Origin of the sequence: Microbulbifer variabilis, from assembly GCF_020524905.1 — a bacterium.
GTDB classification, from domain to species: domain Bacteria; phylum Pseudomonadota; class Gammaproteobacteria; order Pseudomonadales; family Cellvibrionaceae; genus Microbulbifer; species Microbulbifer variabilis_A.
The window spans coordinates 126,145-151,490 of the sequence record NZ_JAIVKI010000007.1; the positions used below are offsets into that span (position 1 = coordinate 126,145).

At 49.9% G+C, this 25,346-nt stretch carries 20 protein-coding genes; 10 read left to right on the forward strand and 10 right to left on the reverse strand.

Annotated elements, in window-relative coordinates:
* Window positions 1-55 precede the first annotated feature (55 nt).
* The gene (locus LC073_RS10315; protein ID WP_226646716.1) at window positions 56-829 is read left to right on the forward strand and encodes a penicillin-binding transpeptidase domain-containing protein; all 774 of its coding nucleotides are present in this window, start codon (window positions 56-58) and stop codon (window positions 827-829) included.
* A gap of 116 nt (window positions 830-945) precedes the next feature.
* Here LC073_RS10315 and LC073_RS10320 read toward each other — a convergent pair whose 3' ends face one another.
* Window positions 946-2,835: a potassium transporter Kup gene (locus LC073_RS10320; RefSeq protein WP_226646718.1), complete on the reverse strand. Its 1,890-nt coding sequence runs from the start codon at window positions 2,833-2,835 to the stop codon at window positions 946-948.
* A 454-nt stretch (window positions 2,836-3,289) separates the two neighbouring features.
* Between LC073_RS10320 and LC073_RS10325 the strand changes: the two genes are divergently transcribed.
* A complete protein-coding gene (locus tag LC073_RS10325; RefSeq protein ID WP_226646720.1) occupies window positions 3,290-4,930 on the forward strand; it encodes an acetolactate synthase large subunit in 1,641 nt (546 codons plus the stop codon).
* A gap of 109 nt (window positions 4,931-5,039) precedes the next feature.
* Here the strand turns inward: LC073_RS10325 and LC073_RS10330 are convergent, their stop codons facing one another.
* Both LC073_RS10330 and LC073_RS10335 read right to left on the reverse strand, forming a co-directional pair.
* Window positions 5,040-6,284, reverse strand: a complete 1,245-nt coding sequence (locus LC073_RS10330; protein ID WP_226646722.1) for an MFS transporter — start codon at window positions 6,282-6,284, stop codon at window positions 5,040-5,042.
* A 183-nt stretch (window positions 6,285-6,467) separates the two neighbouring features.
* Window positions 6,468-6,719 carry a hypothetical protein gene (locus LC073_RS10335; RefSeq protein ID WP_226646724.1) on the reverse strand — a complete coding sequence of 84 codons (252 nt, stop codon included), beginning with the start codon at window positions 6,717-6,719 and terminating at the stop codon, window positions 6,468-6,470.
* Window positions 6,720-6,880: 161 nt separating this feature from the next.
* On the opposite strand from LC073_RS10335, the gene norR reads away from it, so the two are divergent.
* Window positions 6,881-8,467 (forward strand): nitric oxide reductase transcriptional regulator NorR, encoded by a 1,587-nt coding sequence (gene norR, locus LC073_RS10340; protein ID WP_226646726.1) that lies wholly within the window; start codon window positions 6,881-6,883, stop codon window positions 8,465-8,467.
* A 36-nt stretch (window positions 8,468-8,503) separates the two neighbouring features.
* Entirely contained in the window at window positions 8,504-8,779 is a 276-nt protein-coding gene (locus LC073_RS10345; RefSeq protein ID WP_226646728.1) for a hypothetical protein, read from the forward strand.
* Window positions 8,780-9,176: 397 nt separating this feature from the next.
* Here the strand turns inward: LC073_RS10345 and LC073_RS10350 are convergent, their stop codons facing one another.
* Entirely contained in the window at window positions 9,177-9,614 is a 438-nt protein-coding gene (locus LC073_RS10350; protein WP_152453506.1) for a cupin domain-containing protein, read from the reverse strand.
* Window positions 9,615-9,795: 181 nt separating this feature from the next.
* Here LC073_RS10350 and LC073_RS10355 point away from each other — a divergent pair, with 181 nt between their 5' ends.
* Window positions 9,796-10,701, forward strand: coding sequence for a LysR family transcriptional regulator (locus tag LC073_RS10355; RefSeq protein WP_226646861.1), 906 nt, complete (start codon window positions 9,796-9,798; stop codon window positions 10,699-10,701).
* 100 nt (window positions 10,702-10,801) lie between these two features.
* Here the strand turns inward: LC073_RS10355 and LC073_RS10360 are convergent, their stop codons facing one another.
* The gene (locus LC073_RS10360; protein WP_226646730.1) at window positions 10,802-12,979 is read right to left on the reverse strand and encodes a heavy metal translocating P-type ATPase; all 2,178 of its coding nucleotides are present in this window, start codon (window positions 12,977-12,979) and stop codon (window positions 10,802-10,804) included.
* 78 nt (window positions 12,980-13,057) lie between these two features.
* On the opposite strand from LC073_RS10360, the gene cadR reads away from it, so the two are divergent.
* The 3 genes from cadR to LC073_RS10375 all read left to right on the forward strand — a co-directional run bounded on the left by cadR (window position 13,058) and on the right by LC073_RS10375 (window position 14,880).
* A complete protein-coding gene (cadR, locus tag LC073_RS10365; RefSeq protein WP_226646732.1) occupies window positions 13,058-13,471 on the forward strand; it encodes a Cd(II)/Pb(II)-responsive transcriptional regulator in 414 nt (137 codons plus the stop codon).
* Window positions 13,472-13,510: 39 nt separating this feature from the next.
* Entirely contained in the window at window positions 13,511-14,362 is an 852-nt protein-coding gene (locus LC073_RS10370) for a metallophosphoesterase (RefSeq protein WP_226646734.1), read from the forward strand.
* A 107-nt stretch (window positions 14,363-14,469) separates the two neighbouring features.
* A complete protein-coding gene (locus tag LC073_RS10375) occupies window positions 14,470-14,880 on the forward strand; it encodes an acyl-CoA thioesterase (RefSeq protein WP_226646737.1) in 411 nt (136 codons plus the stop codon).
* Between the two features lie 37 nt (window positions 14,881-14,917).
* Here the strand turns inward: LC073_RS10375 and LC073_RS10380 are convergent, their stop codons facing one another.
* The 5 genes from LC073_RS10380 to LC073_RS10400 form a co-directional block, all read right to left on the reverse strand.
* Window positions 14,918-15,943 (reverse strand): HlyD family secretion protein, encoded by a 1,026-nt coding sequence (locus LC073_RS10380; protein ID WP_226646739.1) that lies wholly within the window; start codon window positions 15,941-15,943, stop codon window positions 14,918-14,920.
* Between the two features lie 5 nt (window positions 15,944-15,948).
* Window positions 15,949-17,214, reverse strand: coding sequence for a glycosyltransferase family 2 protein (locus tag LC073_RS10385; protein ID WP_226646742.1), 1,266 nt, complete (start codon window positions 17,212-17,214; stop codon window positions 15,949-15,951).
* A complete protein-coding gene (locus tag LC073_RS10390) occupies window positions 17,214-18,395 on the reverse strand; it encodes a hypothetical protein (protein WP_226646743.1) in 1,182 nt (393 codons plus the stop codon). Before LC073_RS10390 ends, LC073_RS10385 begins: the two co-directional genes overlap by 1 nt.
* 413 nt (window positions 18,396-18,808) lie before the next feature.
* Entirely contained in the window at window positions 18,809-20,074 is a 1,266-nt protein-coding gene (locus LC073_RS10395) for a glycosyltransferase family 2 protein (protein ID WP_226646745.1), read from the reverse strand.
* A gap of 382 nt (window positions 20,075-20,456) precedes the next feature.
* Window positions 20,457-21,632, reverse strand: a complete 1,176-nt coding sequence (locus LC073_RS10400) for a thiolase family protein (RefSeq protein WP_226646747.1) — start codon at window positions 21,630-21,632, stop codon at window positions 20,457-20,459.
* Between the two features lie 322 nt (window positions 21,633-21,954).
* On the opposite strand from LC073_RS10400, the gene LC073_RS10405 reads away from it, so the two are divergent.
* Entirely contained in the window at window positions 21,955-23,664 is a 1,710-nt protein-coding gene (locus tag LC073_RS10405) for an alkaline phosphatase D family protein (RefSeq protein WP_226646749.1), read from the forward strand.
* Window positions 23,665-23,863: 199 nt separating this feature from the next.
* Window positions 23,864-25,294, forward strand: a complete 1,431-nt coding sequence (locus LC073_RS10410) for an aldehyde dehydrogenase family protein (RefSeq protein ID WP_226646751.1) — start codon at window positions 23,864-23,866, stop codon at window positions 25,292-25,294.
* Window positions 25,295-25,346 lie beyond the last annotated feature (52 nt).

Here is a 25,346-nt window from a genome sequence, read left to right on the forward strand (position 1 = left end):
TGATTGCTACCCTGAGCTGATAGTCTTATCAATCTATATCTTCGGGAAGTTTAACTTGAAAGTAATCGTGTTCTTCGCTCTTTTTGTGAGCAGTCTTGCCTGGTCTTCAGAAAATATTGAATGTGGGAAGTCGTGCACATTTGTTCTTAAGAATCACAAAGAAGCCACCTATTCAATCATTAATGAAAGTAGGGCAGATGTCAGGATTACCCCTTTCTCAACCTTCAAGGTGCCCAATACCTTGATCGCTCTGGATACCGGGGTAGTTCACAGTCTTGTTCAAGAATTAACCTTTGACCACTTGAAGTATCCAGCGCAAAGTTGGTGGCCCAGTATTTGGTATGACAAGCCGCTCCCCATCCGGGCGGCATTCCAGAACTCCGCAGTGCCTATTTACCGTCAGCTGGCCATTCAAATAGGTGAGGAGCGGATGAGTCAATATTTGAGCAAATTTGATTATGGCAATAGGGATATTTCCTCCGGCCTGGATAAATTTTGGCTAAATGGCAGCTTGAAGATTTCGGCTAGAGAGCAAGTCGACTTCCTACAAAAGTTGTTTTCCGGTTCATTGCCTGTTTCCCAAGAGACCTTGTCTTTATTTAAAGAAGTGATGCTGGTAGAGGAAACAGATTCATACAAGCTATATGCGAAGAGTGGGGGAGGGCAAATTTCCGATGATTTTGCCCAGGGCTGGTATGTCGGCGTAGTAGAGACTGGTAACAACATGTATTTCTTTGCTGCGAATATAGATGGTAAGAATTTTGCCGAAATACAGACAAAGCGTATTCGGTTTACCCGGCAACATTTGTCGAGGCTTGGGGTCATTTAGCCGTTTGAGGTCCAAGGTGGATAATTGGCCCAACCGCTTTTAAATGCTTCAATATAGAAGGCGGTAACAGAGCAAAGTAAGTGGCGCTGACCGGTGCCACTCTGATAATGTTGGATTTATATCCTAATTTTCTCGCCCATGACAATTACCCGGCTTGAAGGAATGCGGTAATACTCTACCGCACTACTGGCATTGCGAAACATTGTGGCAAACAGTCGCTCCCGCCAGAGAAACATGTGGCTGTCTTCTTGTTTGGAGGGAATGATGGTCTGCCGAGTTAAAAAATATGAAGCCTTGTTAGGCTCAAAATCCAATTCTTTTTTGGATCGAAGTCCCTTAAGAACCTTCCAGATATCAGGTTGCTCTATATAGCCATAGCGTAGAAGTAAGTAAAAACAGTTTTCTCCAATTTCGCTGAGTATATATCGGTTGCCAGGCATTACCCGCGGGGTGTTTACAAAAGATACGGTAATAAATAGTAATTTTTCGTGCAAAACCTTGTTGTGTTTCAGGTTATAGATTAAGGCGTGAGGGGCATACAGTTGCCTTGAGATAAGGAATACAGCAGTTCCAGGTACTCTCAGTGGTTTCTTTGCCAGAAGGGCTGCCAAATAGGGCTCCAGCTTAAACTCCTGTCGCTGAAGATGTTGTGCCAATACTTCCTTGCCATCCCTCCAGGTAAACATAGAAATACATGCTATTGCGCCCAGGCCCAGTGGGAACCAGCCTCCGTGGCTGATTTTTAATAGGCTGGAAGAGAAGAAAGACAGATCGATACAGATAAAGAAGGTTGCAACTGAGATGCATAGCAGTAAGTGATATTTCATCTGAATTCGGTAAACAACTGCCGCCAGGCAGGTACTTATCAGCATGGCGCCACTTACAGAAACACCGTAGGCACTAGCCAGATTTGTAGAGGAGCCAAACCCTACAACGGCGCCAATAACTAAAAGCATAAGTAGCCTGTTTACCCCCGGCATAAAAATTTGCCCTTCCAAGTGTGCTGAGGTGTGCTTGAGGGCAAGCCTGGGAAGGAATCCTAGTTGCATGGCTTGTTTGGCCATAGAAAAGCTGCCGGTAATGCAAGCCTGGGAGGCTATGACCGTAGCGGCGGTGGCAAGCACGATCACCGGGTAAAGCCCCCAGCTGGGAAACATGCGGTAGAAAGGGTTGTCCACGGCATGGGGATTACTCATCAAAAGTGCCCCTTGCCCCATATAGTTCAGAAATAGAGCAGGAAATACCAATCCAAGCCAGGCCAATCTGATAGGACTGCGACCGAAATGTCCCATATCGGTATAAAGCGCCTCGGCCCCGGTAAAAACCAGTAGAACGGCACCGAGAACCAGGAAAGAGCTAAATCCATGGGTGGTTAGAAATCTTAGAGCATGTACCGGATTTATGGCCTGGAGAATCTGGGGGTTACTGATGATACTGGAAATTCCAACTACCAGCAGGGTGAGGAACCACAGGGCGGTAACCGGTCCGAATAGGGCACCCACAGTAGAGGTGCCGTAACGCTGCACAAAAAATAGACTGATTAACACCCCTATGGCAATTGGAACGACCAGGATTTTGTGTGTCTGGTCGCCCACCTCAAGCCCCTCAATGGCTGAAAGTACAGAGATTGCGGGGGTAAGGACGGCATCTCCAAAGAACAAAGCGGCACCGCAGATACCGGCGCCAACTATAAACCACTGTAGATACTTGCGTTCTTCTGCGGCATCCAATGCCAACGTCATCAACGCCATGATGCCGCCTTCACCACGATTATCCAGGCGCATTATCAAGGTGACATATTTGATTGTCACTATCACGATTAGAGCCCAGAAGATCGCAGAAATACCGCCCAGGATATTGGCTTCGCTCAAGGGAATACCAAATCTCGAGTGAAAAATAAGCTTAACCGCGTAAAGAGGGCTGGTACCGATATCCCCGAAAACCACCCCAAGCGCAGCGAGTGATAGAAACCATTTTCCCTTGCTGCTCTTCTCTTTGCTTTTCATAGAGACGCTATTAATGGAAATCGGGAAAGCTATCTTTTGTGCAGAGGTTGTTGGTTGGTGGCAGGCTGGGTTGGATTACCATCAAGGTGGATAGAGTCGCAGTTGGCAACATTAAGTCCTTGATTCGACTCTTGAGATCCATGGGGAAGGCCTTTTTAGATGGAGTTCTCCACTCAATGATATTGGCAAGTAGTGCGTGTGGAGGAATTCTGTCTTTTATAGTAATCCCTAGGGTTGGAGTGTAGGGAAAAGTGGAGCTTGTGGGCACCGAAGACGTCATCCTGTGCTAAAACTCAGAGGGGTTTGACTTTTGTATGTTCAAATTAATGTCACTGCCCGCTGGGAGTGACGAAAGAAGTGGGTAGCTTTAGCCTTCTGGGGTTAGTGAATAGAGGCGTCGAACATCCCGGATTTGGCTGATTCTATAGAGCTTACAACGACGAGAGACGCTCCTATGAAAGCATCCGATCTATTTGTACGCGCCCTGGAGGCTGAGGGGGTTGAGTATGTTTTTGGTATTCCTGGTGAGGAAAATCTCGACGTGCTGGAGTCTCTACGGGGCTCCAAAATTCAATTAATCCTTACCCGCCACGAACAAGCAGCAGGTTTTATGGCTGCGACTTATGGCCGCCTTACCGGCAAGCCTGGCGTTTGCTTGTCAACTCTGGGTCCTGGCGCTACCAATCTTGTCACCGCAGCAGCTTATGCCCAGCTGGGGGCAATGCCAATGGTACTTGTTACCGGGCAAAAGCCCATCAAGAGTTCTAAGCAAGGGCAATTCCAGATTATCGATATCGTGGATATGATGCGTCCACTCACCAAATTCACGAAAACAATTGTGGGTGGGGATTATGTGCCTGCACATGTACGCGAAGCATTTCGCCGCTCTGAGGAAGAGCGGCCCGGTGCCGCACACCTGGAGTTTCCTGAGGATATTGCCCGCGAGCACTCCTCTATGCCGGTGCTCGAAATCAGTTACTCCCGCCGCCCCATTGCCGAAGAGAAAGCCATTCGTAAGGCGGCTGAGGCCATTACCGCCGCTCGTAAACCCCTTTTGTTGATTGGCGCCGGCGCGAATAGAAAGCTGACATCGAAGATGTTGAGGAAATTCGTAGAGAAGCTGGGGATTCCCGCGATCACCACCCAGATGGGCAAAGGGGTGATCGATGAATCTGGGCCGCACTTTATAGGTAACACGGCCTTATCCGATGAAGATTTCATTCACCGCGCAATCGGGCAGGCGGACCTGATTATCAATGTGGGTCACGATGTGGTGGAGAAGCCCCCGTTCTTTATGCGCCCTGGAGGGCCTGAAGTCGTACATATCAACTTCAATGCGGCTCAAGTGGACCCGGTTTACTTCCCGCAGATAGAAGTAATTGGGGATATTGCAAATAGCCTATGGCAATTGCAGGAGAATCTGGAGCCTCAGGAGCATTGGAGCTTTAGCGATGCCCATCGCATACGTTCGGCATTACAGAAGCAAATAGAGGAGGGGGCAAGTGTGGATACCTTCCCCATCCGACCCCAGCGACTAGTGAAGGATGTGCGGGAGGTGATGCCGGAAAAAGGCGTGATTGCCCTGGATAATGGCATGTTTAAGATCTGGTTTGCCCGTAACTATCCTGCTTATTACCCGAACACTGTGCTTTTAGACAACGCGCTGGCCACCATGGGTGCGGGTCTGCCATCGGCCATGGCAGCCAAGTTGGTCTGCCCCGATAGAAGGGTGTTGGCGATCTGCGGAGACGGTGGTTTTATGATGAACTCCCAGGAAATAGAAACGGCTGTGCGCTTAAAATTGGATCTCATTGTGTTGATTCTTCGTGATGATGCCTATGGCATGATCAAGTGGAAGCAGTCCATGATGGAGCTAAAAAATTTCGGGCTCGATTTTACCAACCCTGATTTTGTCACCTATGCAAAATCTTATGGTGCTCAAGGCCATCGAATTGAGGCCACCGGTGAATTAAAATCGATGATTGAGAAATGCTGTCATGAGGGTGGGGTGCACTTGATTGATGTGCCTGTGGATTACAGTCATAACGATCGAATTCTCAATCATGAAATTAAGGATTTGGCGAGCAAGCTGTAAGTTGGATTGGGAAGAAATAGTAATATCGCTACGGCTCTCTTCGCGAATCATGCATTGTGCGCCTTGAGTTTTAGTGAGATTGCAGAGGCAATTACATTGAGGGCTATTTTTACTTATCAATAATTTTCTTTATCGCGTCATAACGCCAGCCGAGCCTAATCAGTATCAAAACGAAGACGGCTGCGACGGCGGTTATAAAAAATGGCAGCCGGATATTGATCTCCATGGCGCCGCCACCTAGCAGTGAGATAAGAGTCGCTACTATGGTAAATCCTGCCGTGGCGATACCCATTACCCAGCCCTGCTCACTCTCATTCACACTCTGGGCAAATAGATGCAATAGTGCTGGATAAGCTACCCCAAAGCTTAAATAAGCGATAAACACACTCAGATAACACAGCCAAACCTGACTGCTAAAGGCAAAGATCAGTGCACAAGCGCCCATGATAAATGCCGATACTTTAATGATCAGAGGCTTACTCCATCGGGATAGCACGGGTTTCACCAGAAAAATACTGGAAATGCCCACGGCGATTCCCATAAACAACATAGCCATACTGGTTCCCAGCAACCCAAGTTGAAAGCGGCTATTCAAGTAGTTGGTGATAAAGATATAAAAACTGAGATGTACCAGCATAAAGCTCAGGTAGGCAGGGCATAGTCTGACAACCTGCGGGCGGTCTTTCAGATGCACAAATTGCCTGAACAGGTCGAGGAAACGTAGTTGAACAGGTGCCGTAGGCTTCCGGCTATCGTGATAAAACGCCAGAATCAGGCCTAGAGTAATGCCAACCAACAGTAGCGCGAAATAAAAAGGGAGCTGAATACTTGCGATATTGCCTAATAGTGCCTTGTCGGCTAATACGCCAGCGATAATCGGCCCGGCTACTGCCCCAGCGCTCATTCCAGCCACCAGTAGCCCAAGGTTCCTGGAGGCATCCAGTTCGCTGCAGCTGGCATCAATCACTGCCGCCTGGGCAATGGGCTGATTTCCTGCGGTAAATCCACTCACTATACGCCCCAAAATTAGCAGCCACAGGCTACTGGTGAATAGTGCTACCACTGTGATGGCGTAGCCTGCCAGTGCACCAACCAGACAGAGCACCATTGCATTTTTTCGCCCGATACTGTCGGATAGCTTCGCGACATACACAGCGCCCAAAAACCAAGCCAGGAAAAAGCTACTGATAACGATGCCATAGAAAAGGTGGCGTGTGGATTGCGGGGTGTCTAAAGGTAGAAAGTGAAACTTAGTCGACATGACCAGCTCACTGATGATGGGGAATAGCAGCCCTTGCCCCATTAAGTCGACAAAAACGACAGCCAGCAGGGCCAAGCGGCTCATCGCGGACATTAAATCTCCCCTGTGGGGTTTCTCTTGATAGGAGCGCCATGAATCGCGGCACTGGGGAGAAGATAGCACCGAAATAGAGGCTTCACGGGAGTGGAGGGAAGTTGAAGTGGAAAATCCCGAAGTCTGTAAGGCCGCCCCCAAAGTACTGGATGACGATGAGGGCGAGAAGCTATTGCGCCAAGATCAGCGAACCTCCTGGCACAGGTTGTATTGCGCAACACAGCGGCTTACGTAACCAATCTTGATAAACGTTGCACTGATAATCATAAAAATATGACCAGCCACCTGGGCTGGAATCGAAAAATAATGCGAGAACGGATAACAGATAACAACGGTGAGTAGCAGCAGGGGAGCTGAGAGTAACAGGGTGAGATTTCCGGCCTTGAGCAGAAGTTCGAAACGTCTGCGAATTTTCAGAGTGTATGTGTCCAGCATTGTCTTTGCCTCTATTACTGAATAACCTCAACAGTTACTAGGCAAAGGATGTGCCAATCTAAAAAATCTTTATAAAACAATAAGATACATTTTGTATTTGCCAGGCTTGTGTCATTTTGACTGAATCTATAAATGTGTCATAATGACTCTAAGAGAACTTATTGACTGGTTGGGTTTTGGTGGATATCAATTCTACTTTGCTGCTTGAAGTGGCGCTGGATCTCGCGAATAGCCTGAATAATAGCGACCGGTTCGAACGATTGCTCTCCACCATCCGCAAGGCCATTAAGTGCGATGCGGTTGCCCTGATGGGATTGAATGGAGAGGTGCTTACGCCCCTGGCCGTGCAGGGCTTGGCCAGGCGCACATTGGGTCGGCGCTTCCTGGCTAGTGAACATCCCCGCCTGGCTCAAATCTGTAACTCTGAATCACCTGTTCGCTTCCCTTCTGATTGTAACCTGCCAGACCCTTTTGATGGCCTGTTGCTAGATAGGGAAGGGGATCTACCGGTGCACTCCTGCCTTGGTTTGCCACTCTATTCCGATAATCACCTGGTGGGGCTGCTGACCTTGGATAGTATGGCATCCGATGCCTACAGCCTAATTAGTGATCGAACTCTCGAACTGATTGCGGCTCTGTCAGCCGCAACACTCAAAACCGCTCTGGAACTTAAAGCGCTTTCTCTTTCTGCGGAGCATGCCGAGCAGCTGGTGAAAGAGTTGACCCAGGAAGCCTTCCAGCGGGATGGTGGCGAACTGATCGGTGAGAGCAAGGTAATGAAGACCCTGCGCAGTGATATTGAACTGGTCGCTGGGTCCGACTACAACGTGCTTATTCTCGGGGAGACCGGTGTAGGTAAGGAATTGGTTGCCCGAACGGTGCACAGGTTGTCCCCGCGCAAGGAGAAACCGCTGGTATATCTCAACTGTGCTTCCCTGACAGAAACACTGGCAGAAGCTGAATTATTTGGGCATGCCAAAGGGGCCTTTACCGGCGCGGAGCGGGAACGCCCCGGTAAGTTTCTCTTGGCGAACGGCGGAACTCTTTTTCTGGATGAGGTAGGTGAGCTGCCTTTGTCTGTACAGGGCAAGCTGTTGAGGGTGCTGCAAAGTGGTGAAATCCAGCCTGTTGGTAAAGATGCAGTGCAGCTTGTGGATGTGCGTATTGTGGCAGCCACGAATAGGGATTTGCTGAAAGAAATCGCGAAGGGTGCCTTCAGGGCCGATTTATATCACCGCCTCTCTGTGTACCCCCTGGAAGTACCCTCGCTATCGCAGAGGGGAAATGATGTTCTCTTGCTGGCGGACTACTTCTTGGAGAGATCTACGAGAAAACTGGGTTTCCGCCAGCTAAGACTCACTGCGGACGCCTCCAGCAAATTAAAGCGCTACGGATGGCCGGGCAACGTACGGGAGTTGGAGCATATCATTAGCCGCGCAGCACTCAAGGCCAGAAAGAACTCGTCTCCCTCTGAAATTGTATCGCTAACCGCAGCGCATATAGAGATTCCTGAAGATATGGTGGCGCAGGCAGACTTTGAGAAACCCCTTGCGCCGACGCTCGAAGTAATAAACCTTAGAGCCGCAACCGAAGATTACCAACGAGATCTGATTAAGCATATCTTGATTCAGTGTGAAGGAAATTGGAGCAGGGCTGCCAATTTGCTTTCTACTGACCGGGGCAATCTGGTCCGTCTCTCAAAACGGCTGGGTATTTATGTTAAAAAAGAGATTGTCGGAGTAAAGTGACACTAAGCTGCCCTATAAAAGCGATGAGAAATATTTATGAATAAGGATGTTAGGCAGTCAATAGCTATTGGTGTTATTGCCCTGCTGATCGGAATCGTTGCATTTGCTTATAATTGGCTGATTGTAGGTGGGGGTTGGCAGTATTTCCGTGTTTTTTTGTTTCCAGGAAACCTTGTACTATCCCTATTCACTGAAGAAATTGACTTTTGGCCAAAGTTTGCCTTGCAAATGAGTGGGCAGTTTATAGTGACATTCTCCGCTGCCTACTTGGTAAGACGGGAACTGAAAATTACTGTCATGCGAATGGGTTAGAGCGTTTTAAGTTGATCCTCAACTTGCGAGATGCTGGTAATGACGTAGAGTTTTGCTACAGCTTCGCCGCAATAGGTTTTCATTGGCATTTTGGTCTCTATTTGGATGCCCTTATCAGGTTGCTGAAGAGTGAAGCCATAGTATTATTTGAGCTGAGAGCACTCTTAGAAGGAGGTGATGTCTCATCTCCTTCTAAGAGTGCTGAATACCGGTAGTTTTTTGATGATCAGGAGCTATACGCCCAAAAACATTCTGACTATGTGTTTGAGAGCCTAACGGATTTGCATAACTACCGCGGTCTTGAGTACAAAGATAAAAGTCATTTCCTGATTTTGCGCAAGCGATCACCTCTTGTTACTGCATATTGGGCGGCACCCGTCTTGACGAGTAGTTATATTTACTTGTCCACAATATGAATCCCGTATTGCTTAACGAAGCGTTCCTTGTCAGCTTGTGTCGGCGCATCGGATAAATTGGATACATCGTGCATAAAGGCCTCCGCTGGTCCTCCCGGTGCATTGATCACTACGAGTCGGCTGTCTGTCAGTGCTTTAAATCTGCGATGCACCTTGGGGCCCGCAATCACCAGGTCTCCGGCAGTAGCAATGAACTCGTCATCGTTAACACCGAACTCGACTTCACCTGAAACGATATAGAAAATCTCATCATCTATGTCGTGGTAGTGCCATGGCGCACCGTTGCCTTTTGGCAGCCAACTCTCAGACACCGTGACACGTCCTGCGGTGTCGGCAGCCGTTGCGAGAAACAGTGTTGTCTCACCGCCTTCAACCTTGAGGGATTGGGCATTGGCAGGAGTAATATGCTTCGATCTCATCGTTCAGCTCCAAGGGTTCAGTTTGGTTGGGCCTGTTGATACTGGTGTTAACGGCTAGGGGCTCTAAAAAGTCCATAGCGTTTAGCTTAGAGTGCAATATAATCAATACCTATCTGAAAATAATCACAGCTAAAGTAATAATAGAACTTACTAAAAGTATCGAATGGACAAGTTGAGAAAGATGGCTCTGTTTTGCAGAGTGGTGGAACTGGGCAGTTTTGTTGCAGCTGCTGATGATCAAGGCATCAGCCCCGCAATTGTTGGGCGTCACGTGGCCGACTTGGAGAATCTACTTGGCTTGCGTTTGATCAACCGCACCACTAGGGCTATGGAAATTACCGAAGCCGGCCAGCTTTACTATCAGGGCTGTAAGGAAATGCTTGACCAGCTGGTCTCATTAGAGCAGGTCGTTTCCGGAGGTCGGGCTCAAACACCCAGTGGCATTATTCGCATTTCTGCACCGGAAGGGTTGGGCTCTCCTCATCTGTTGGAGCTTATTGAAAGCTTTCAAGCAAAATATCCCGACGTTCTTTTTGATCTTTCCTTGGATAACGACAGAACGGATTTTGTAAGTTCCAATGTTGATATCGCTATCCGAATGGCGATCTCTCTGGAAGATAGCTCTTTAATTATGCGAAAGCTTGCAGGCACCCCATTTGTCCTAGTCGCTTCCCCTAACTATCTGAGAGAACATGGAACCCCTAAAACACTGGCAGATTTGTCTGGACATGCTTGCCTGAGTTTTGGTGCAACCCGCCTGGGGAATAGCTGGCCGCTGGTAACAGCGAAGGGGATTCGTAAATTCAGCCAGCCTTGGAGGTTAGTGCTTAACCAAACGCACACTCATCGTGATGCTATTGCGCGTGGTATGGGAATAGGGTTATTGCCTAGGATCATGGTAGAAGAACTGATTGATCAAGGTAAACTGGTCCCTATAGAGCTCGATGCAGAATTTCCAGTACTGGGAATCTATGCAGTATACCCCAGTCGGAAATTTCAGCCTAATCGGGTTCGTTTGTTTTTAGAGCACTTGCAGGAAATGTTTTGCCTGAAGGCTGCTGCCAGTAATGTAGTGGACAGAGAATAATTGAACCATGTGATGACACCCTGACATTGCAGGGTGCTTGGCAAGACAAATGTATCTGGCAAATATAGATACCCGAGTTAGCTCGAACTCCAAAACCCTATCACTTCCGCATCAACCGCAGCCCATTAAAAACTACCAGCAGGCTGGTGCCCATATCTGCAAATACCGCCATCCACATTGAGGCTTCGCCGGCAAAGGCGAGTGCCAGGAAGATCACTTTGATGCCGAGGGCGAGGACGATGTTTTGCCAGAGAATATGCGCGGTAGTCCGGGAGAGGCGGATAAAGCTGGCGATCTTACCCAGGTTGTCATCCATTAGGGCAACATCGGCAGTTTCTATGGCGGCGTCGGTGCCGGTAGCGCCCATGGCGAAGCCGATATCGGCGCGCGCCAGGGCAGGGGCATCATTGATACCATCGCCCACCATGCCGACACGCCCGTGGCCCGCCAGGGAATCCACTTCGCGCAGTTTATCCTCAGGTAGCAAATTGCCCAGGGCCCGGTCTATGCCCACTTCCTGGGCGATGGCATCAGCGGTGTGCTGGTTGTCGCCGGTCAGCATTAGGGTTTTCACCCCCAGCTGGTGGAGTTCCTCAATGGCCTTGCGACTGGATTCCTTTACGGTATCGGCCACGGCAAAAAGGGCCAAAACGCCGTTCTCATCCACCAGCATCACCACAGTCTTACCCTGGTACTCCAGTTTGGAGAGCCGATTCTCGAGTTCAGCGTTGCAGACTTTTAACTCCTCCACCAGGCGATGATTGCCTAAGTAGTAGCCGGTGCCTTCGATTTCTCCGCGAATTCCCCGGCCAACAAGGGCCTCAAAGGCCTCTACTTCTTGCAAGTTCCCCTCACCTAAATTGAGAAAGTCCGCCACGGCCTTGGAAACCGGGTGATCGGAGCGGTGTGCGAGGCTGGCGGCAAGGTGCTTTATTTGTCGCTCATCTGAACTGTTTATAAGGGCAAAATCGGTTACTTCCGGTGCACCATGGGTGATGGTGCCGGTTTTATCCAGGGCCAGCCAGCGTAGGCGGCGCCCCTCTTCGAGATATGCTCCGCCCTTGATCAGTGTGCCGTGTTTTGTGGCGGCGGCCAGGCCGCTGACAATGGTGACCGGGGTAGCAATGACCAGGGCACAGGGGCAGGCGATCACCAGCAGTACCAGGGCGCGGTAAATCCAGTCCATCCAGGCGCCGGAGAAAAATAGCGGCGGAATCAGCGCAGTGGCCAGGGCTACCACAAACACCAAGGGGGTATACCAACGGGCGAATTGATCCACAAAGCGCTGGGTGGGGGCACGGCTGCCCTGGGCTTCCTCTACCGCGTGGATAATTCGGGCGAGCACCGCATCATTGGCGGCGGCGGTAACTTTATACTCCAATGCGCCGGATTCATTAATACTGCCAGCAAAGAGGCTGTCTCCCGCTGTCTTGTCCACCGGCAGACTTTCGCCGGTAATTGGGGCTTGGTTTACTGCGGAGTTGCCTTTTACCACCTCGCCATCCAAGGCAATGCGCTCGCCGGGCCTGACCCTGACGGTGGCATCGAGAGAAACGGTTTTGGCATCCACTTCGCGCCACTGGCCACCAGCTTCAAGTACTGTGGCAGTTTCAGGAGCCAAGTCCATCAATTCGCGAATGGCATTTCTGGCACGGTCCAGCGACTTGGCCTCAATCAGCTCGGCCAGGGTAAACAACACCATCACCATGGCCGCCTCGGGCCAGTGTCCAATCAAAAGTGCGCCAGTGACCGCAATGGACATCAGCGCATTCATATTCAGGTTGCGGTTCTTAAGGGCAATCCAGCCTTTCTTGTAGGTGGAAAGCCCCCCGCCGGCAATGGCGCCGAGCGCCAGAAGCATTACCAGCCAGTTATTCCCTCCCTGTAGCCAGAACACCCACTCGGAGGCAAGTGCCGCCAAACCCGCCGCACCCAGAATCCACCAGTTAGCCTTGGCGGCTGGTGGTGCGCTTTCTGTATCTGACGGGGAAGCGATCCTGGCCTCAAGATCCAGCGGGGCGAGTATGTCTAGGATTTGCTGCTGCATACCAGGGGCGTGTCCCACCCGCAGGGTGCGTTGCACCAGATTGAAGTCGAGGCTGTAGATCCCTTCCAGTGGGGTGAGTTTGGCGCGGATCAGGCTTTCCTCAGTGGGACAGTCCATTTTGGTGATCGAGAAGAGGGAGATTTCACTCTCCTTTCCAGCGCCACTGTCGACTGGTTGTTGCTGAGGTTCAGTGTTGGTGCCGCAGCCACAAGTGGAATCCTGTTTTCCCATGATTAACTCTCGAATAGCTCAATGAGTGAGCCAGCATTACAATCCCTCTAGTAACTATAGAGTCAAGGGGGCGCCAGTATGCAGTTCCGGATAGGAGAGGCCGCCAAGCGGGCAGGCTGTAAGGTGGAAACGGTACGTTACTACGAACAAATGGGACTGCTGCCGCAACCGTCCAGGTCAGAGGGCAACTACCGCCTGTACTCCGAGGAGCACCTGGCGCAATTACGCTTTATACGCCACTGCCGTTCACTCGATATGCCCCTTGAGGATATACGCAACTTGTTAACACTACGGGAGCGGCCGAGGGAACATTGTGCAGAAATCAATGCCCTGGTCGATGAGCATATTGATAGGGTAAACAGCCAAATGGCATTGCTAGAACAGTTGCGCGAAAGTTTATTGACCCTGCGCAGCCAGTGTGCCGGCCCTGGTTATACCGATTCCTGTGAGATTGTGCGGGAGCTCTCTACCTGCGAATGTCACGATTCATAAATCACCGCTTAAATAATAATCTGTACCGAGAATCTCTCATTGAGAAAGTTGTTAAGAAAGTCTCGTATCGTTTTTCTATTGATTCTGGCGGTGGGTATTATTCTCTCTGTTTGGGCATTTTTCGCCGAACCCAGGAGTTTCAGGATTAATGAGCAAACGCTCCGATTGGATACCTGGCCTGCCGCCTGTAGCGAAATGAAGGTAGCGGTAATAGCAGATTTGCATGTAGGTTCTCCCTACAAAGGGATGGATAGCCTGCGCTCACTGGTTCGCAAAGTGAATGCCAGCCGGCCGGACCTGGTATTGCTACCCGGAGATTTTGTGATTCAGGGTGTGCTCGGTGGCTCTTTTGTCACGCCTGAGCGTGCTGCCGAAGTACTTACCGGGCTTAAGGCGCCGTTAGGCGTCTTTGCCGTATTGGGCAATCACGACTGGTGGTTGGACCCTGGCAGGGTAGCGCGGGCATTTTCTGAGCGGGGAATCCCGGTGTTGGAAGATACCTCCACCAAGATAGCCAGAGAAGACTGTGCTTTCCGCTTAGTCGGTATCAGTGATTTTTGGGAAGGGCCACACAATATTGACCAGGCAATGGCGGCTGTTGAAGATAATGAGTTGGTCATGGCTTTTACCCATAACCCCGATATATTCCCCCAAATACCTCAATCTATTGCCTTGACGATAGCCGGTCACACCCACGGAGGACAGGTATACCTGCCAATGATTGGCCGCCCGATTGTGCCTTCTCGCTATGGGCAGCGTTATGCGATCGGACATATCGTCGAAGAGGGCAAGCATCTGTATGTCAGCCCTGGAGTGGGCACCAGTATCCTGCCGGTGAGGTTTCTTGTGCCGCCGGAAGTGACCCTGCTAACGCTTTTAAGTACCGAGTAATAAATGTTCAAGCTGGGAATGAACGAAATGGTTACTCGCTTTGGCAGGATGCCGCAGGGCCTGCTGGAATAGAATGCAGGCCGGGCTTTTGGTACAGGGAAAATCCAATGATAACCGTCAGACGCAAGGTTTTGTTTGGAGACTGCGATCCAGCGGGCATTGTTTATACCCCCAGGTTTTCGAACTTTGCTCTGGAAGCCACGCATGAGGCATTGTCGGATCTTTTTGGTGGCCCGGCTATCACCACTATGCAGCAGCGGGGATTTGTGACCCCGGTGCGGGCCTTTAATTTGGAGTTTCTCACCCCGGTTACCTGGGATCAGGAGTTAGAAATAAAGGTCAGCGTATCCAGGGTCGGCAACCAATCGTTTACCCTAAGGGTGGAAGCCTATCTCAACCCTGATCAGCTGGCTTTTACCGCGATGATTACCTATGTCACCCTATCGGTTGAAACCAAGGAGAAGATCAGCCTACCTGAATGGCTGAGAGATGCTCTTAGAGAATATGCAGAGCGGTGAATGATTAATTTAGAAATTCTTAAATTATTAAATGTCACTAATTCATAAAGTTCTCGACAAAGATATCCTTCCAGTTTAATTCCAGGGTGACTCTCACTTTTTCAGATAAAGGAAATTTTTCCGGGTCTGAGAGTACAATTTTGGCGAGCTGGTTACGCTCCTGTGGTTTGAAGGTATTCTGAAATTCTTCCGGTAGCTGATCGGAGATTGGCAGTAATTCAGAGATTACCCCTTTATCCTTGTGGCGCCCACTCTTGATGGTGACAACCATCCCCGGCCTGATTGAGAGCAGGTAGCGGTGGGGCATATAGGCAAGAACATAGGGCTTACCCCAATATACCTGCATCAATGGCTCCCCCTCCCTATAGACATCACCTACGGAGGGGACTGTTGCTCCCACAATACCAGTCACCGGGCTGTGTACTTGGCCATCGTCATAGTGGTCTTTCAGCTTCTGGTAAGCTGTACCAGCTACCTCGATCGCTGCATCCACGGCTTTTCTTTTCTTGTCTAAAGTGGAGCTCTCTACCTGAATCTTTACGAGTTCCTGGCCCGCATTAAAGTTATCCCTGAGAACCTCCTGGTAGGTGATTTTGCTGACAAAGCCCTTGTCGGCAAGCTTATTGATTCGCGCCAGGATCTCCTCTATCTCTTGTTTGCGCTGTTCCGCAGGAACCAAAAGTTGTTTGGCGGTTTCTGCTAGCAAGGTAAATTCGGCGGAAATTTGTATTAGGTTGGCTTGGCGGCTAGAGAGATCTGCTAGACGCTCCAGCAATTGCATAGATTCTATTTTAAGGAGTAGCTGCCCCTCTTTAACCGATTCCCCTTCGTCGACTTCCACCTCGGTCACTCTAGTAATGTAGCCCATCTCTATGGCTGCATAATCCCTGAGGACTAGTCCGTCACCTTTAAGTAAAAACATATCCCCAAATAAGTAACGAATGATTCCCAGGGCAAACAATATCAATACGAAAATGTAGATACGCCTGCCTATGGCACTGTGATGGGGGCGTATCTCACTGGCCATATTATCCGGGCGGATATGTTTTCGTATGGTTCTCATCGAAATTACTCCCGGACACGATGCACTTTGGATGGAGCGAAGGTGTCATAGTAGGAAGATTTAAACACCCACTCCTGAACATAGGCATAGAGCCTAACAAGGCGCATCATATTTACGTAAAAAACACTATAACCCAGCAGGTAGGGCCACAGGGGGGCGGGCTTGAATTTTTTTATGATTAATGCACCTAGGGTGAAGGTAACTATGTCTAAAAGTATCAGGATAATCTGCGCCCCTATTAGAATAAACCAACCGTTAGCGCCATAAGTGTAAAATAACCACGTTAGGTAAAATGGTAATACCAAAATGGCGATTACATTAAACAACAGGAATTCAAACTGGTGAAAGAATTCCCTGAATTTTAGGCGGCGTTCGAAAGGGTTGATAAAGTGACGGTATTTTCTAAAGCGCAGGCGGACGGCATCCCTTTCCCAGCGAACTCTCTGCCGAATGAGTGCCGCCAGGTTTGTGGGTACACTGGTATAGCAGATGGATTCGGCTGCATACTCTACTTTCCAGTCATAATGACGTATTCTTAATGTCACATCCAGGTCTTCACCACCGCCGGAATCGAAACCGCCAGCCTGGATGATGGCCATTTTTCTGAATGCGCTGAAAGCCCCAGAGGCGCAGGACATCTGCTCCAGCATGGACAGCGCATGCTTGCCAAGGGAGATGGCGACAATATACTCAATAGCTTGGAATACTGTGAGTAGATTGGTATCCCAGTTGCGTACAAAAATATTGCTTGAAGCTGCTCCAACTAAGGGATCTTCAAACTGCTCCAGGATTTTTTTAATGGCGTGATAGTCAAAAGAGCAGTCACAGTCGACATTTAAAATTATATCCCCAGTGCAAAACCGTAATCCTAAATTGAGAGCGGCGGATTTACCGCCACGTATTTCCGTGGAGTGTGCCCCCTGGATAAGCCCGTTACTTAATAAATTTCTTGCTTTTTCTCTCATGCCATCGGTGGAACCATCACTCACCACAATGATCTCATCGGGAGGGCGGCTCTGCTCCAATAAGCTGTAGACACATCTCTCAATGGCCTCCTCCTCGTTATGACCGGCAATAATGACCGATACTTTTCCCAGGCTTTCAATATCTGTCTCGAATTCTGGCTTGGTACTATAAAAAATTAGGGCAGTAAAAAATGAAAAAAGGTAGCGGGGAATTTCGAAAATCACTACCACCCAAAGCATCAGAAATAGAGTCGTATGGCTCTGGGAAATAAGGTAGTAGTAACCTTCTTGGAGCTCCTCCCACATCAGATGAGATCCTCGGGCCCAAAGACCTGCAGGATAGGTTCCACATCCAGGCGCAGTGAACTGGCGGCCTTCTGACCTGCCTCTTCACTAAAGACGTACAGGTCTTTCTGGTTGATATCGCTAACCAAAATAAAGTCTTCTAGCCTGCCTTTGGCTGCGGTAACCGGGTATTCTCCCTTCATTACTTTCTTCAAGGAGTGGCTTAAGCTCTGAAAGAACTGATTGCGGCTATGGAAGAACTGGCGGTTACCGTGCTCCTGCTCAATCAAATATTCATTTTCATATTTGATGCAAAGCAGGGCAAACTCGCTTTCGTTGTTTTTCCACTTTTTCAGTTCCTTGTTTAAAACCACGATTAACTCGAAGGGAAGCCCGGAAAAAATCGGGCTCTGCTGGGTGAGCTCCAGGAATGCGTGGCCAGCGTGCAGGTAATGAACCGCTTTTTCGGTGAGGCTATATTTAAATATATCCCCAGTCTTCACTGAGTCACCATCGATATGGGTGTCGCAGTTAAGGCATAAAAAGCCGACTTCGGTTTCTGAGCTGGTCTTGCCGCAGGAGTTGCAGATCAATATTGTCCCTGGTTTGTCGTAATCACTGCCGAAGTGGCTCATCTCCATTCTGCACTTAGGGCAGATCAAATATTCACCCTGGCGGAAGTCTTCTTCCGGGCCCAAGTAGGCACACTTAAAGTGGTGTAGGTAGAAAGACTCCCTCAAATTCGGTGATCGACATTCCGGGCATTCTTCACGCACATTAAATTGTGAGGCGCTGCAACCACTGCAAATATGCCGGCGGTCAAAAAAGCTACCCGCCAGCAGTTCTGCGGTCATCATTTTTTCGCACTCGTGTAATACCGTTTCTGAATCTAACAGGGTATTGAAATATACCGTGGTGCGCGAGTTCGGTTGGTAACTTGGGGTCAAACTTACCCCAGAGACAAAAATACGGGCCAGGATTTTGTCGTCATCGTTGTGGGGGTTTTGGAAATCTGGGTGCAGCTGGGAGCGGCGAAAGTTAAATGAGTCGATCAACTTGCCATATTCTTCGGGGTCTGCCTTGACGGTATTGGAAGCATCCAGATCTGCCCTGACTCCCAGTGTGCCTGTTAGGTCAATAACCGGTAGCAGGTGCAGCCCTATCTGGCTGTTCCAGAGCCTTTCAATGCACTGCGGAGTCATTGGCTCCTCTACAACCAGGGCATCACACTTCTCAATACCCGGATGTACAGTATTGAAGTCACTGGGCCAGCGATAGTAGCTGTATGCATCACTGAGAAAGGATATGGCGAACCCTCCTACAAAAGAGCAACTTCACTCTGTAGTGCCTGGTTCATACTTCTGGCAGGGAAAACCCTGCCTCAAGTAAAACGATAGACCATGTGGTGTATAGCGCCAATCGGCTGGAGATATTCCGGTTGGTCGGCTATTGCAGAGCTTTTGACAGGAGGCCGGAATATTGCGAATCGTCATAAACCAAACTTAGTGCCTTGCCTATTCATCAAGTTCAGTCAAAAGGTGAGGAGGTCGGTGTGATGGCCATGAGCTCTACAGGTTTTTTTGTGGTGACAAGCTGTCGAGGCGGCTGATGGGGATTACTCCCTAACCCGGTGAACCTTAGAGGGGGCGAAGGAGTCGGCGTAGGAGGTTTTAAAGACCCACTCCTGCACATAGGCATAGAGTCGTACCACACGCATCATGTTCACATAGAGAATGCTGTAGCCAATTAAAAAGGGCCATAGTGGCAGAGTACTAAATTTATAGGTGGCATAGGCTGCGAGAGTAAAAGTGAGGCAATCCAACAAAATTAGTACTACCTGGGCACCGATCAAAATAAACCAGGCGTTACTCCCGTAGCTCATAAAGAGCCAGACCAAATAGATCGGCAAGGCGATAGCGGCGATCACGTTGAAGATTAAAAATTCAAACTGATGGAAGAATTCCTGGAATTTAATACGGCGTTGAAAAGGGTTGATGAAGTGGCGGTACTTTCGATAGCGCAAACGCACGGCATCCCGCTCCCAGCGTAATCTCTGGCGAATTAGTGCCAAGATATTCGTGGGTACATCCGTATAACAAATAGCCTCTGGGGCAAAGGCGACTTCCCAGCCGTAGTTGCGTAGGCGGAAGGTAATATCCAGATCTTCACCCCCACCGGAATCAAACCCACCAACCTGGTCAATGGCGGTTTTTCGAAATGCGCTGTAGGCACCGGAGGCGCAGCACATCTGTCTGATCATGGCCAGCGCATGCCTGCCGAGGGAAATACTGATGATGTATTCGATGGTTTGAAAGGCGGTCAGCAGGTTGTCGTGGGGGTTGCGCACAAAGACATTGCCGGATACCACGCCTACTTTGGGATCTTCAAAGGGTAGCAATACTTCCTTCATGGTGTGGTGCTCAAAGGAGCAGTCGCAGTCCACGGTGATCACAATATCACCGGTGCAGTAGCGTATCCCCAGATTTAGGGCGGAGGCCTTGCCACCTCTCAGCTCTGTGGCATGAGCCCCTTGGATTAAGCCCCTGGATAGTAAGCTGGATATCTTTTTGCGGGTCCCATCGGTGGAGCCATCGCTGACCACAATAATTTCATAGGGCTTGATACTTTGAGCCCAGAGGCTGTGCACACACTTTTCAATCGATTCTTCCTCGTTGTGGCCGGCAATAATGACCGAAATTTTGCCGATTTTTTCCAGCTTGACCTCTGTATCGGTCCTTGAACTGAAAAAGAAAACCGCAGTAAAAAACGAAAAGATATAACGCGGGAGTTCCAGAAAAATCACAATCCAGAACATGACAAACAAAGCGCCCCGACTCTGCGCCAACAAAAAGGTGAAGCCGTCTTGCACCGTCTCCATCATAGGCGCGGCTGACCTTTGGAGGGGAGGGCGGATTGCATAGGAGAGGAGTATCTACTCAATGAATAGTCGCAACGATATTTATAGCTCTCGTCGTAACTATCGCCGAGGCTATGGCTCTCTCTGAACCTGAACCTGAACCTGAACATGGTTATTCCTCCAGCTGCGAGGCTAACCTGGCGGTCAGTAGTGTTGACTACCTGTTTTTAGGGAGCAGTCAGGGTGGCCGCATCCCACTGAAACAATAGATTAAGATGAGTGATACGCCAAACCGTTATGCTAAGGCAGCGTTAGCACCATCAACTGGTTTTATTGAGGTGGCTTGCCAAAAAAAACCAAGCATGGCTGGGGATAGGGCACTTGTGAACTCTGAGTGTGAGCGGGCCTATCGCTCCAGGTACGCCGCTGTAGCCATGCCGCCGGCGGTACAGACACCAATAATTGCCTTGTGTGCATCTCTGCGCCCGAGCTCCAGTAGAGAAGAACCGAGATAGCGAATGCCGGACATTCCATAGGGATGTCCCAGGGCAATAGCACCACCATTAACATTGGTAATATCCCACGGGGTATCCAGTTCGGCTTGGTTATAGAGTGTGGTGACTGCAAAGGCTTCGTGTAGCTCCCACAGATCTATCTCGCCCATAGCTAGGTTGTGATGCTTCATCAAGCGTTTGATGGCCGGCGTCACGGCAATACTCATTTCCTCGGGGGCTACAGCAGCAAGCTGCATACCGCGAAATAAGCCCAGAATAGGCAAATTTCTTCTCGCAGCCAGCTCGGCATCCATCATGACCACCGCCGCGGCTCCGTCAGAGAGTTGTGAGGCGTTGCCCGCGGTTACGGTACCGCCGGCATTGACCGGTTCGAGAGATGATAATCCTTCAAGAGTGGTTCCGGGGCGGGGGCCTTCATCTTCTTTGAGCAGTACGGTCTTTTCTGAGACCTGTCCGCTGTCTTTATCCAACACCGACATCACCGTCTCAAAGGGGACGATCTCCTCGGCAAATTTCCCCGCTTTGTGTGCTTCTGCCACTCTTTTTTGTGATTCCACCACATAGGCATCTTGAGCCTGCCGGCTGATGGCAAATTTGTTGGCAACGTAATCTGCTGTTTGGATCATGGTCCACCAGACCGCGGGGATTTGTTGCTGCAGGGGCTCAAAGACAAAGTGATTCAGGTTCAGGTTGAACTGAACGAGGCTGATGCTTTCCACACCTCCGGCAACACCAATCTGCATTTCCCCGGCGGCGATACGATTCGCCACGGTTGAGGCTGCATTCAGGCCCGAGCCGCAGTAGCGGTTAATGGTTATACCGGGAACCTCGCTCCCACAGCCGGCAAAGAGAGCGGCATTGCGGGCGATATTGTGGCCGGTGGCTCCTTCAGGTAGTCCACAGCCCAGCACCACATCTTCTACTTCCCGTGGGTCCAAAGTTGCCTTGTTTATCGCTTCCTTTATGACGTGTGCTGCCATTGGAATGCCGTGAGTTTGATTCAAGGCGCCGCGTCTCGCCTTGGCGATAGCGGTTCTGCAGTAGGCGATAATGGCGACGTCTCGCATGGGGTCTGTCCTGCGCTGGTGAGGGTTTCTAATACAGTAGAACAGTTATTAGCTACTGAAATTATTTTGAGCTGGAAGTATTTACGTAGAGAAATATGAGAATTGAGACGGACGATAAGCCTGCATTGCAGGTGGTACATTTTGACATGTCAAAACATATATATGTGACAATCATTACAAATTTAAGATTTTAATAGATAAAATTTCATCAAAGATTAACAATCTGTGGAATAGACTGACTTCTTTGTTGGTACGCTTTTCTATAGAATGCGCGCCAATTCACATTGTTCGAATTCAAAATAACAACAGGAAGTTGGGGTTTATGACCGTCTCTCGTCGCACATTCGTTCAGGCAATGGGGCTTGCGCTGCTCACACCATTTACCGTCCGCACTCTAGCGGCCAGCAATAGCGAAACCTACGCGCGTTTTAACCTGAGCGGCAGTCCCGTGGGCTATGACATCGACCAGGATGGCCTGATTTTCGATTTGTCTGTGGCCTCGGGAGACCCCAGCCAAACGGGTGTAGTGCTCTGGACCCATATCAACCCGGCCGCCTTTTTACCCGGTCAAATTCTGTATTTGGATGTGGCCCTGGATGAATCATTTACTCAGCCGGTGATGAGCGCCGAGATCAATGCCGAGGATATCAGCGCGGATCGCGACTACACCGTAAATATTGACCTGGAAGGCTATCTGTCTCCGAACCAGCGTTACTATTACCGCTTTAAGTACGGCACATTGTGCAGCCGCACCGGGCGCTGTCATACCTTGCCTACCGGCGGGCTAGAAAGTATCAAAATGGCGGTGGTGACTTGCCAGGATTACACCACGGGTTATTACAACGCGTACAACCACCTGGCGGATGAAGACGTGCACTGTGTATTGCACCTGGGGGACTTTATCTATGAATACGCCCAGTACGAAGGTTTTGAAGATGCCATTGTCCACCCCCTGAGCCTGCCTTCCGGTGCAAAAGTGGCTATGGATCTCGAAGACTACCGTCATATTTACCGGGAATACCGCAAGGATAAAAACCTGCAGCGGGCGATGGAAATGCACTCCTTTATTATCACCTGGGATGATCACGAAACCGCAGACAACGCCTACTGGGATTACGATCGAGACACCCTCGGCGTGCCATCCCATCCCTACCAAACCGGTGATAACAATCCCGAGCAATTGCGCCAGTTAAGACGCGATGCGCAGCAGGCCTGGATTGAGTATGTGCCCGCGCGTGTGAAAGTTGATGAAGCGGCCAGCCACGCTTTTGACTACTTGCAGATCTATCGCTCTTTCCAGTTTGGTGACCTGGTCGATGTATATATGACCGATAGCCGCACCTACCGCACCAAGGAGCCCTGTAAAGACGGCACCGCCTGGCAAAACTATTGGTGCACCGACTACGAGAAGAAATCCCAAACCATGCTGGGTAAAACCCAGCGCGATTGGCTGATTGATGGCCTCGTCAATTCAAATGCGCGCTGGAAAGTCTGGGGCAATCAGACCTTACTGGCCCAGCTTGCGGGCACTGCCCTGGGGCGCCCATTGGTTTTTGCCAACTACGATGCCTGGGATGGCTACCAGTGGGAGCGTGAGAAGATTCTCTCCAGTGTGAAAGACAGCAATGTCGATAATTTTGTTGTGCTGACCGGGGACCTGCACACCAGTATCGCCTCTTACCTGAAGGTAAACTTCAATAAGATCAGCAACTGGAACTACGATAACCTGGTGGGCATTGAACTGATGACCCCTTCGATTTCATCGCCGAATCTCAATGATACGGTAGAAAGAGGGCACGATGTGGGTGCCGTATTTACTTCACTGCTCAATGGCGGAGTGCAAGTGAATAACCCCCACATCAAGGATTTCGTCAGTGATATTTATGGATATGCGCTGATTGAGTTCAACCACAGTGAGTTGAATTGGACTGTCTATAACATCGACAAAAAGTCAGACAACCCATCCACCAAGAAAAAAACCTATAAAAAGTTCAACTACGAACCCGAAGGCATGTGGCTGACGGAGCAGTAAGCCAGAAATAATAGTCTTCTATAGCGCCACCAAGCCTGTTTTGGTGGCGCTTATTTAACTCTCTTCGCCCGAGTCCCACCCACCAAAGTCTTCGCAAGTCTCTCAGTTGCTATCTGGCCCTGGGTGACCTATACCCTCGTGATTGATCGAGCGGGTTTTTGATGTCGATGCTCACCGTGAACACCACTTGGAGACATCGATGCTACAGAAAGCATACCCCTACTATCTGGCCAACGAAGCCGTCTATGCCAATACCGAGCTAGAAGTGACAGATAAGTACTCCGGCGAGGTGGCAACACGGGTTGCCATGGCGGATGCCAAGGTGATCGATAGCGCTATCGATTGGGCCCTGCTGGCGGAAAAGCCCATGGCCGCGTTGCCCCCCTACAAGCGCCAACAAATCTTGGATCATTGCGTACAGCGCTTTCAGACACGGTTCGAAGAGCTGGCCGAGGCCCTGTGTGTTGAAGCGGGTAAACCGATTCACGATTCCCGAGGGGAAGTCTCCCGTCTGATTGATACTTTCCGAGTGGCGGCAGAAGAGGCCGTGCGTATCAATGGCGAGATTATTAATCTCGAAATCTCCAAGCGCAGCGCGGGTTACCAAGGGTTTGTTAAGCGTGTTCCCGTGGGTGCCTGCTCTTTTATTTCACCGTTCAATTTTCCACTGAACCTTGCGGCCCATAAAGTGGCTCCAGCTATTGCTGCCGGCTGCCCCTTTGTGCTCAAGCCCGCGAGTAGAACACCGATTGGTGCCCTGATTATCGCAGAGGTGCTGGCGGAGACCGATCTACCCAAGGGTGCCTTCTCAGTGCTGCCCTGTCATCGCGAAGGCGCCGATCTGTTTACCGTGGATGATCGCTTCAAGTTGCTCAGCTTCACCGGCTCTCCTGCCGTTGGTTGGGATTTAAAAGCCAGAGCAGGGCGCAAGAAGGTGATTTTAGAGCTGGGCGGCAATGCCGCCTGTGTGATCGACCGTGATACCGATCTGGAGGATGCGGTAGAGCGTTTAATCTTTGGGGCTTTTTATCAATCGGGCCAGAGCTGTATCGGTGTGCAAAGAATTTATGGGCACTCCAGCTTGTATGAGGATCTGAAGGCGCGCTTAGTGGAGCGCACCAAGAAGCTAAAAAAAGGCGATCCAAAATCCGAGCAGACTTTTATAGGGCCAATGATTTCCGAAGGCGAAGCGACAAGGCTGTATAACTGGATTAAAGAGGGAGTTGAACAGGGAGGGACTCTCCTATGCGGAGGCAACCGCGATGGCGCCATGCTTGAGCCAACCCTACTGGAGAATGTTCCCAGTGACTGCGACGTAGTGCAGCAAGAAGCTTTTGGTCCTGTCGCAATACTGGAGCCTTTTGATGACTTCGATGAAGTACTGAAAAAGGTCAACGACAGCGCATTTGGTTTACAGGCCGGGATCTTCACCCGTGATTTGTATCGAGCCCAAAAAGCTTGGGACACCCTGGAGGTGGGCGGTGTAGTGATTGGTGATGTGCCCAGTTGGCGGGTAGATAACATGCCCTACGGAGGCGTGAAAGATTCAGGCCTAGGGCGAGAGGGGGTGCGTTGGGCTATTGCGGATATGACGGAGGAGCGGTTGATGGTGGTGAGAACTCTAAGATAAGCAGTTAATCTTCAAAGAGTATCTGATAAGCACTGATCGTGATAATATTCAT

Excerpts from the sequence above, each read along its gene's own strand:
- LC073_RS10390 (WP_226646743.1), bottom strand. The coding sequence starts at position 18,395 with ATGACTCCGCAGTGCATTGAAAGGCTCTGGAACAGCCAGATAGGGCTG.
- LC073_RS10320 (WP_226646718.1), bottom strand. The coding sequence starts at position 2,835 with ATGAAAAGCAAAGAGAAGAGCAGCAAGGGAAAATGGTTTCTATCACTC.
- LC073_RS10395 (WP_226646745.1), bottom strand. The coding sequence starts at position 20,074 with ATGATGGAGACGGTGCAAGACGGCTTCACCTTTTTGTTGGCGCAGAGT.
- LC073_RS10350 (WP_152453506.1), bottom strand. The coding sequence starts at position 9,614 with ATGAGATCGAAGCATATTACTCCTGCCAATGCCCAATCCCTCAAGGTT.
- LC073_RS10380 (WP_226646739.1), bottom strand. The coding sequence starts at position 15,943 with ATGAGAACCATACGAAAACATATCCGCCCGGATAATATGGCCAGTGAG.
- LC073_RS10385 (WP_226646742.1), bottom strand. The coding sequence starts at position 17,214 with ATGTGGGAGGAGCTCCAAGAAGGTTACTACTACCTTATTTCCCAGAGC.
- LC073_RS10400 (WP_226646747.1), bottom strand. The coding sequence starts at position 21,632 with ATGCGAGACGTCGCCATTATCGCCTACTGCAGAACCGCTATCGCCAAG.
- LC073_RS10355 (WP_226646861.1), top strand. The coding sequence starts at position 9,796 with ATGGCTCTGTTTTGCAGAGTGGTGGAACTGGGCAGTTTTGTTGCAGCT.
- cadR (WP_226646732.1), top strand. The coding sequence starts at position 13,058 with ATGCAGTTCCGGATAGGAGAGGCCGCCAAGCGGGCAGGCTGTAAGGTG.
- LC073_RS10330 (WP_226646722.1), bottom strand. The coding sequence starts at position 6,284 with ATGTCCGCGATGAGCCGCTTGGCCCTGCTGGCTGTCGTTTTTGTCGAC.
- LC073_RS10335 (WP_226646724.1), bottom strand. The coding sequence starts at position 6,719 with ATGCTGGACACATACACTCTGAAAATTCGCAGACGTTTCGAACTTCTG.
- LC073_RS10375 (WP_226646737.1), top strand. The coding sequence starts at position 14,470 with ATGATAACCGTCAGACGCAAGGTTTTGTTTGGAGACTGCGATCCAGCG.
- LC073_RS10345 (WP_226646728.1), top strand. The coding sequence starts at position 8,504 with ATGAATAAGGATGTTAGGCAGTCAATAGCTATTGGTGTTATTGCCCTG.
- LC073_RS10410 (WP_226646751.1), top strand. The coding sequence starts at position 23,864 with ATGCTACAGAAAGCATACCCCTACTATCTGGCCAACGAAGCCGTCTAT.
- LC073_RS10325 (WP_226646720.1), top strand. The coding sequence starts at position 3,290 with ATGAAAGCATCCGATCTATTTGTACGCGCCCTGGAGGCTGAGGGGGTT.
- LC073_RS10360 (WP_226646730.1), bottom strand. The coding sequence starts at position 12,979 with ATGGGAAAACAGGATTCCACTTGTGGCTGCGGCACCAACACTGAACCT.
- LC073_RS10405 (WP_226646749.1), top strand. The coding sequence starts at position 21,955 with ATGACCGTCTCTCGTCGCACATTCGTTCAGGCAATGGGGCTTGCGCTG.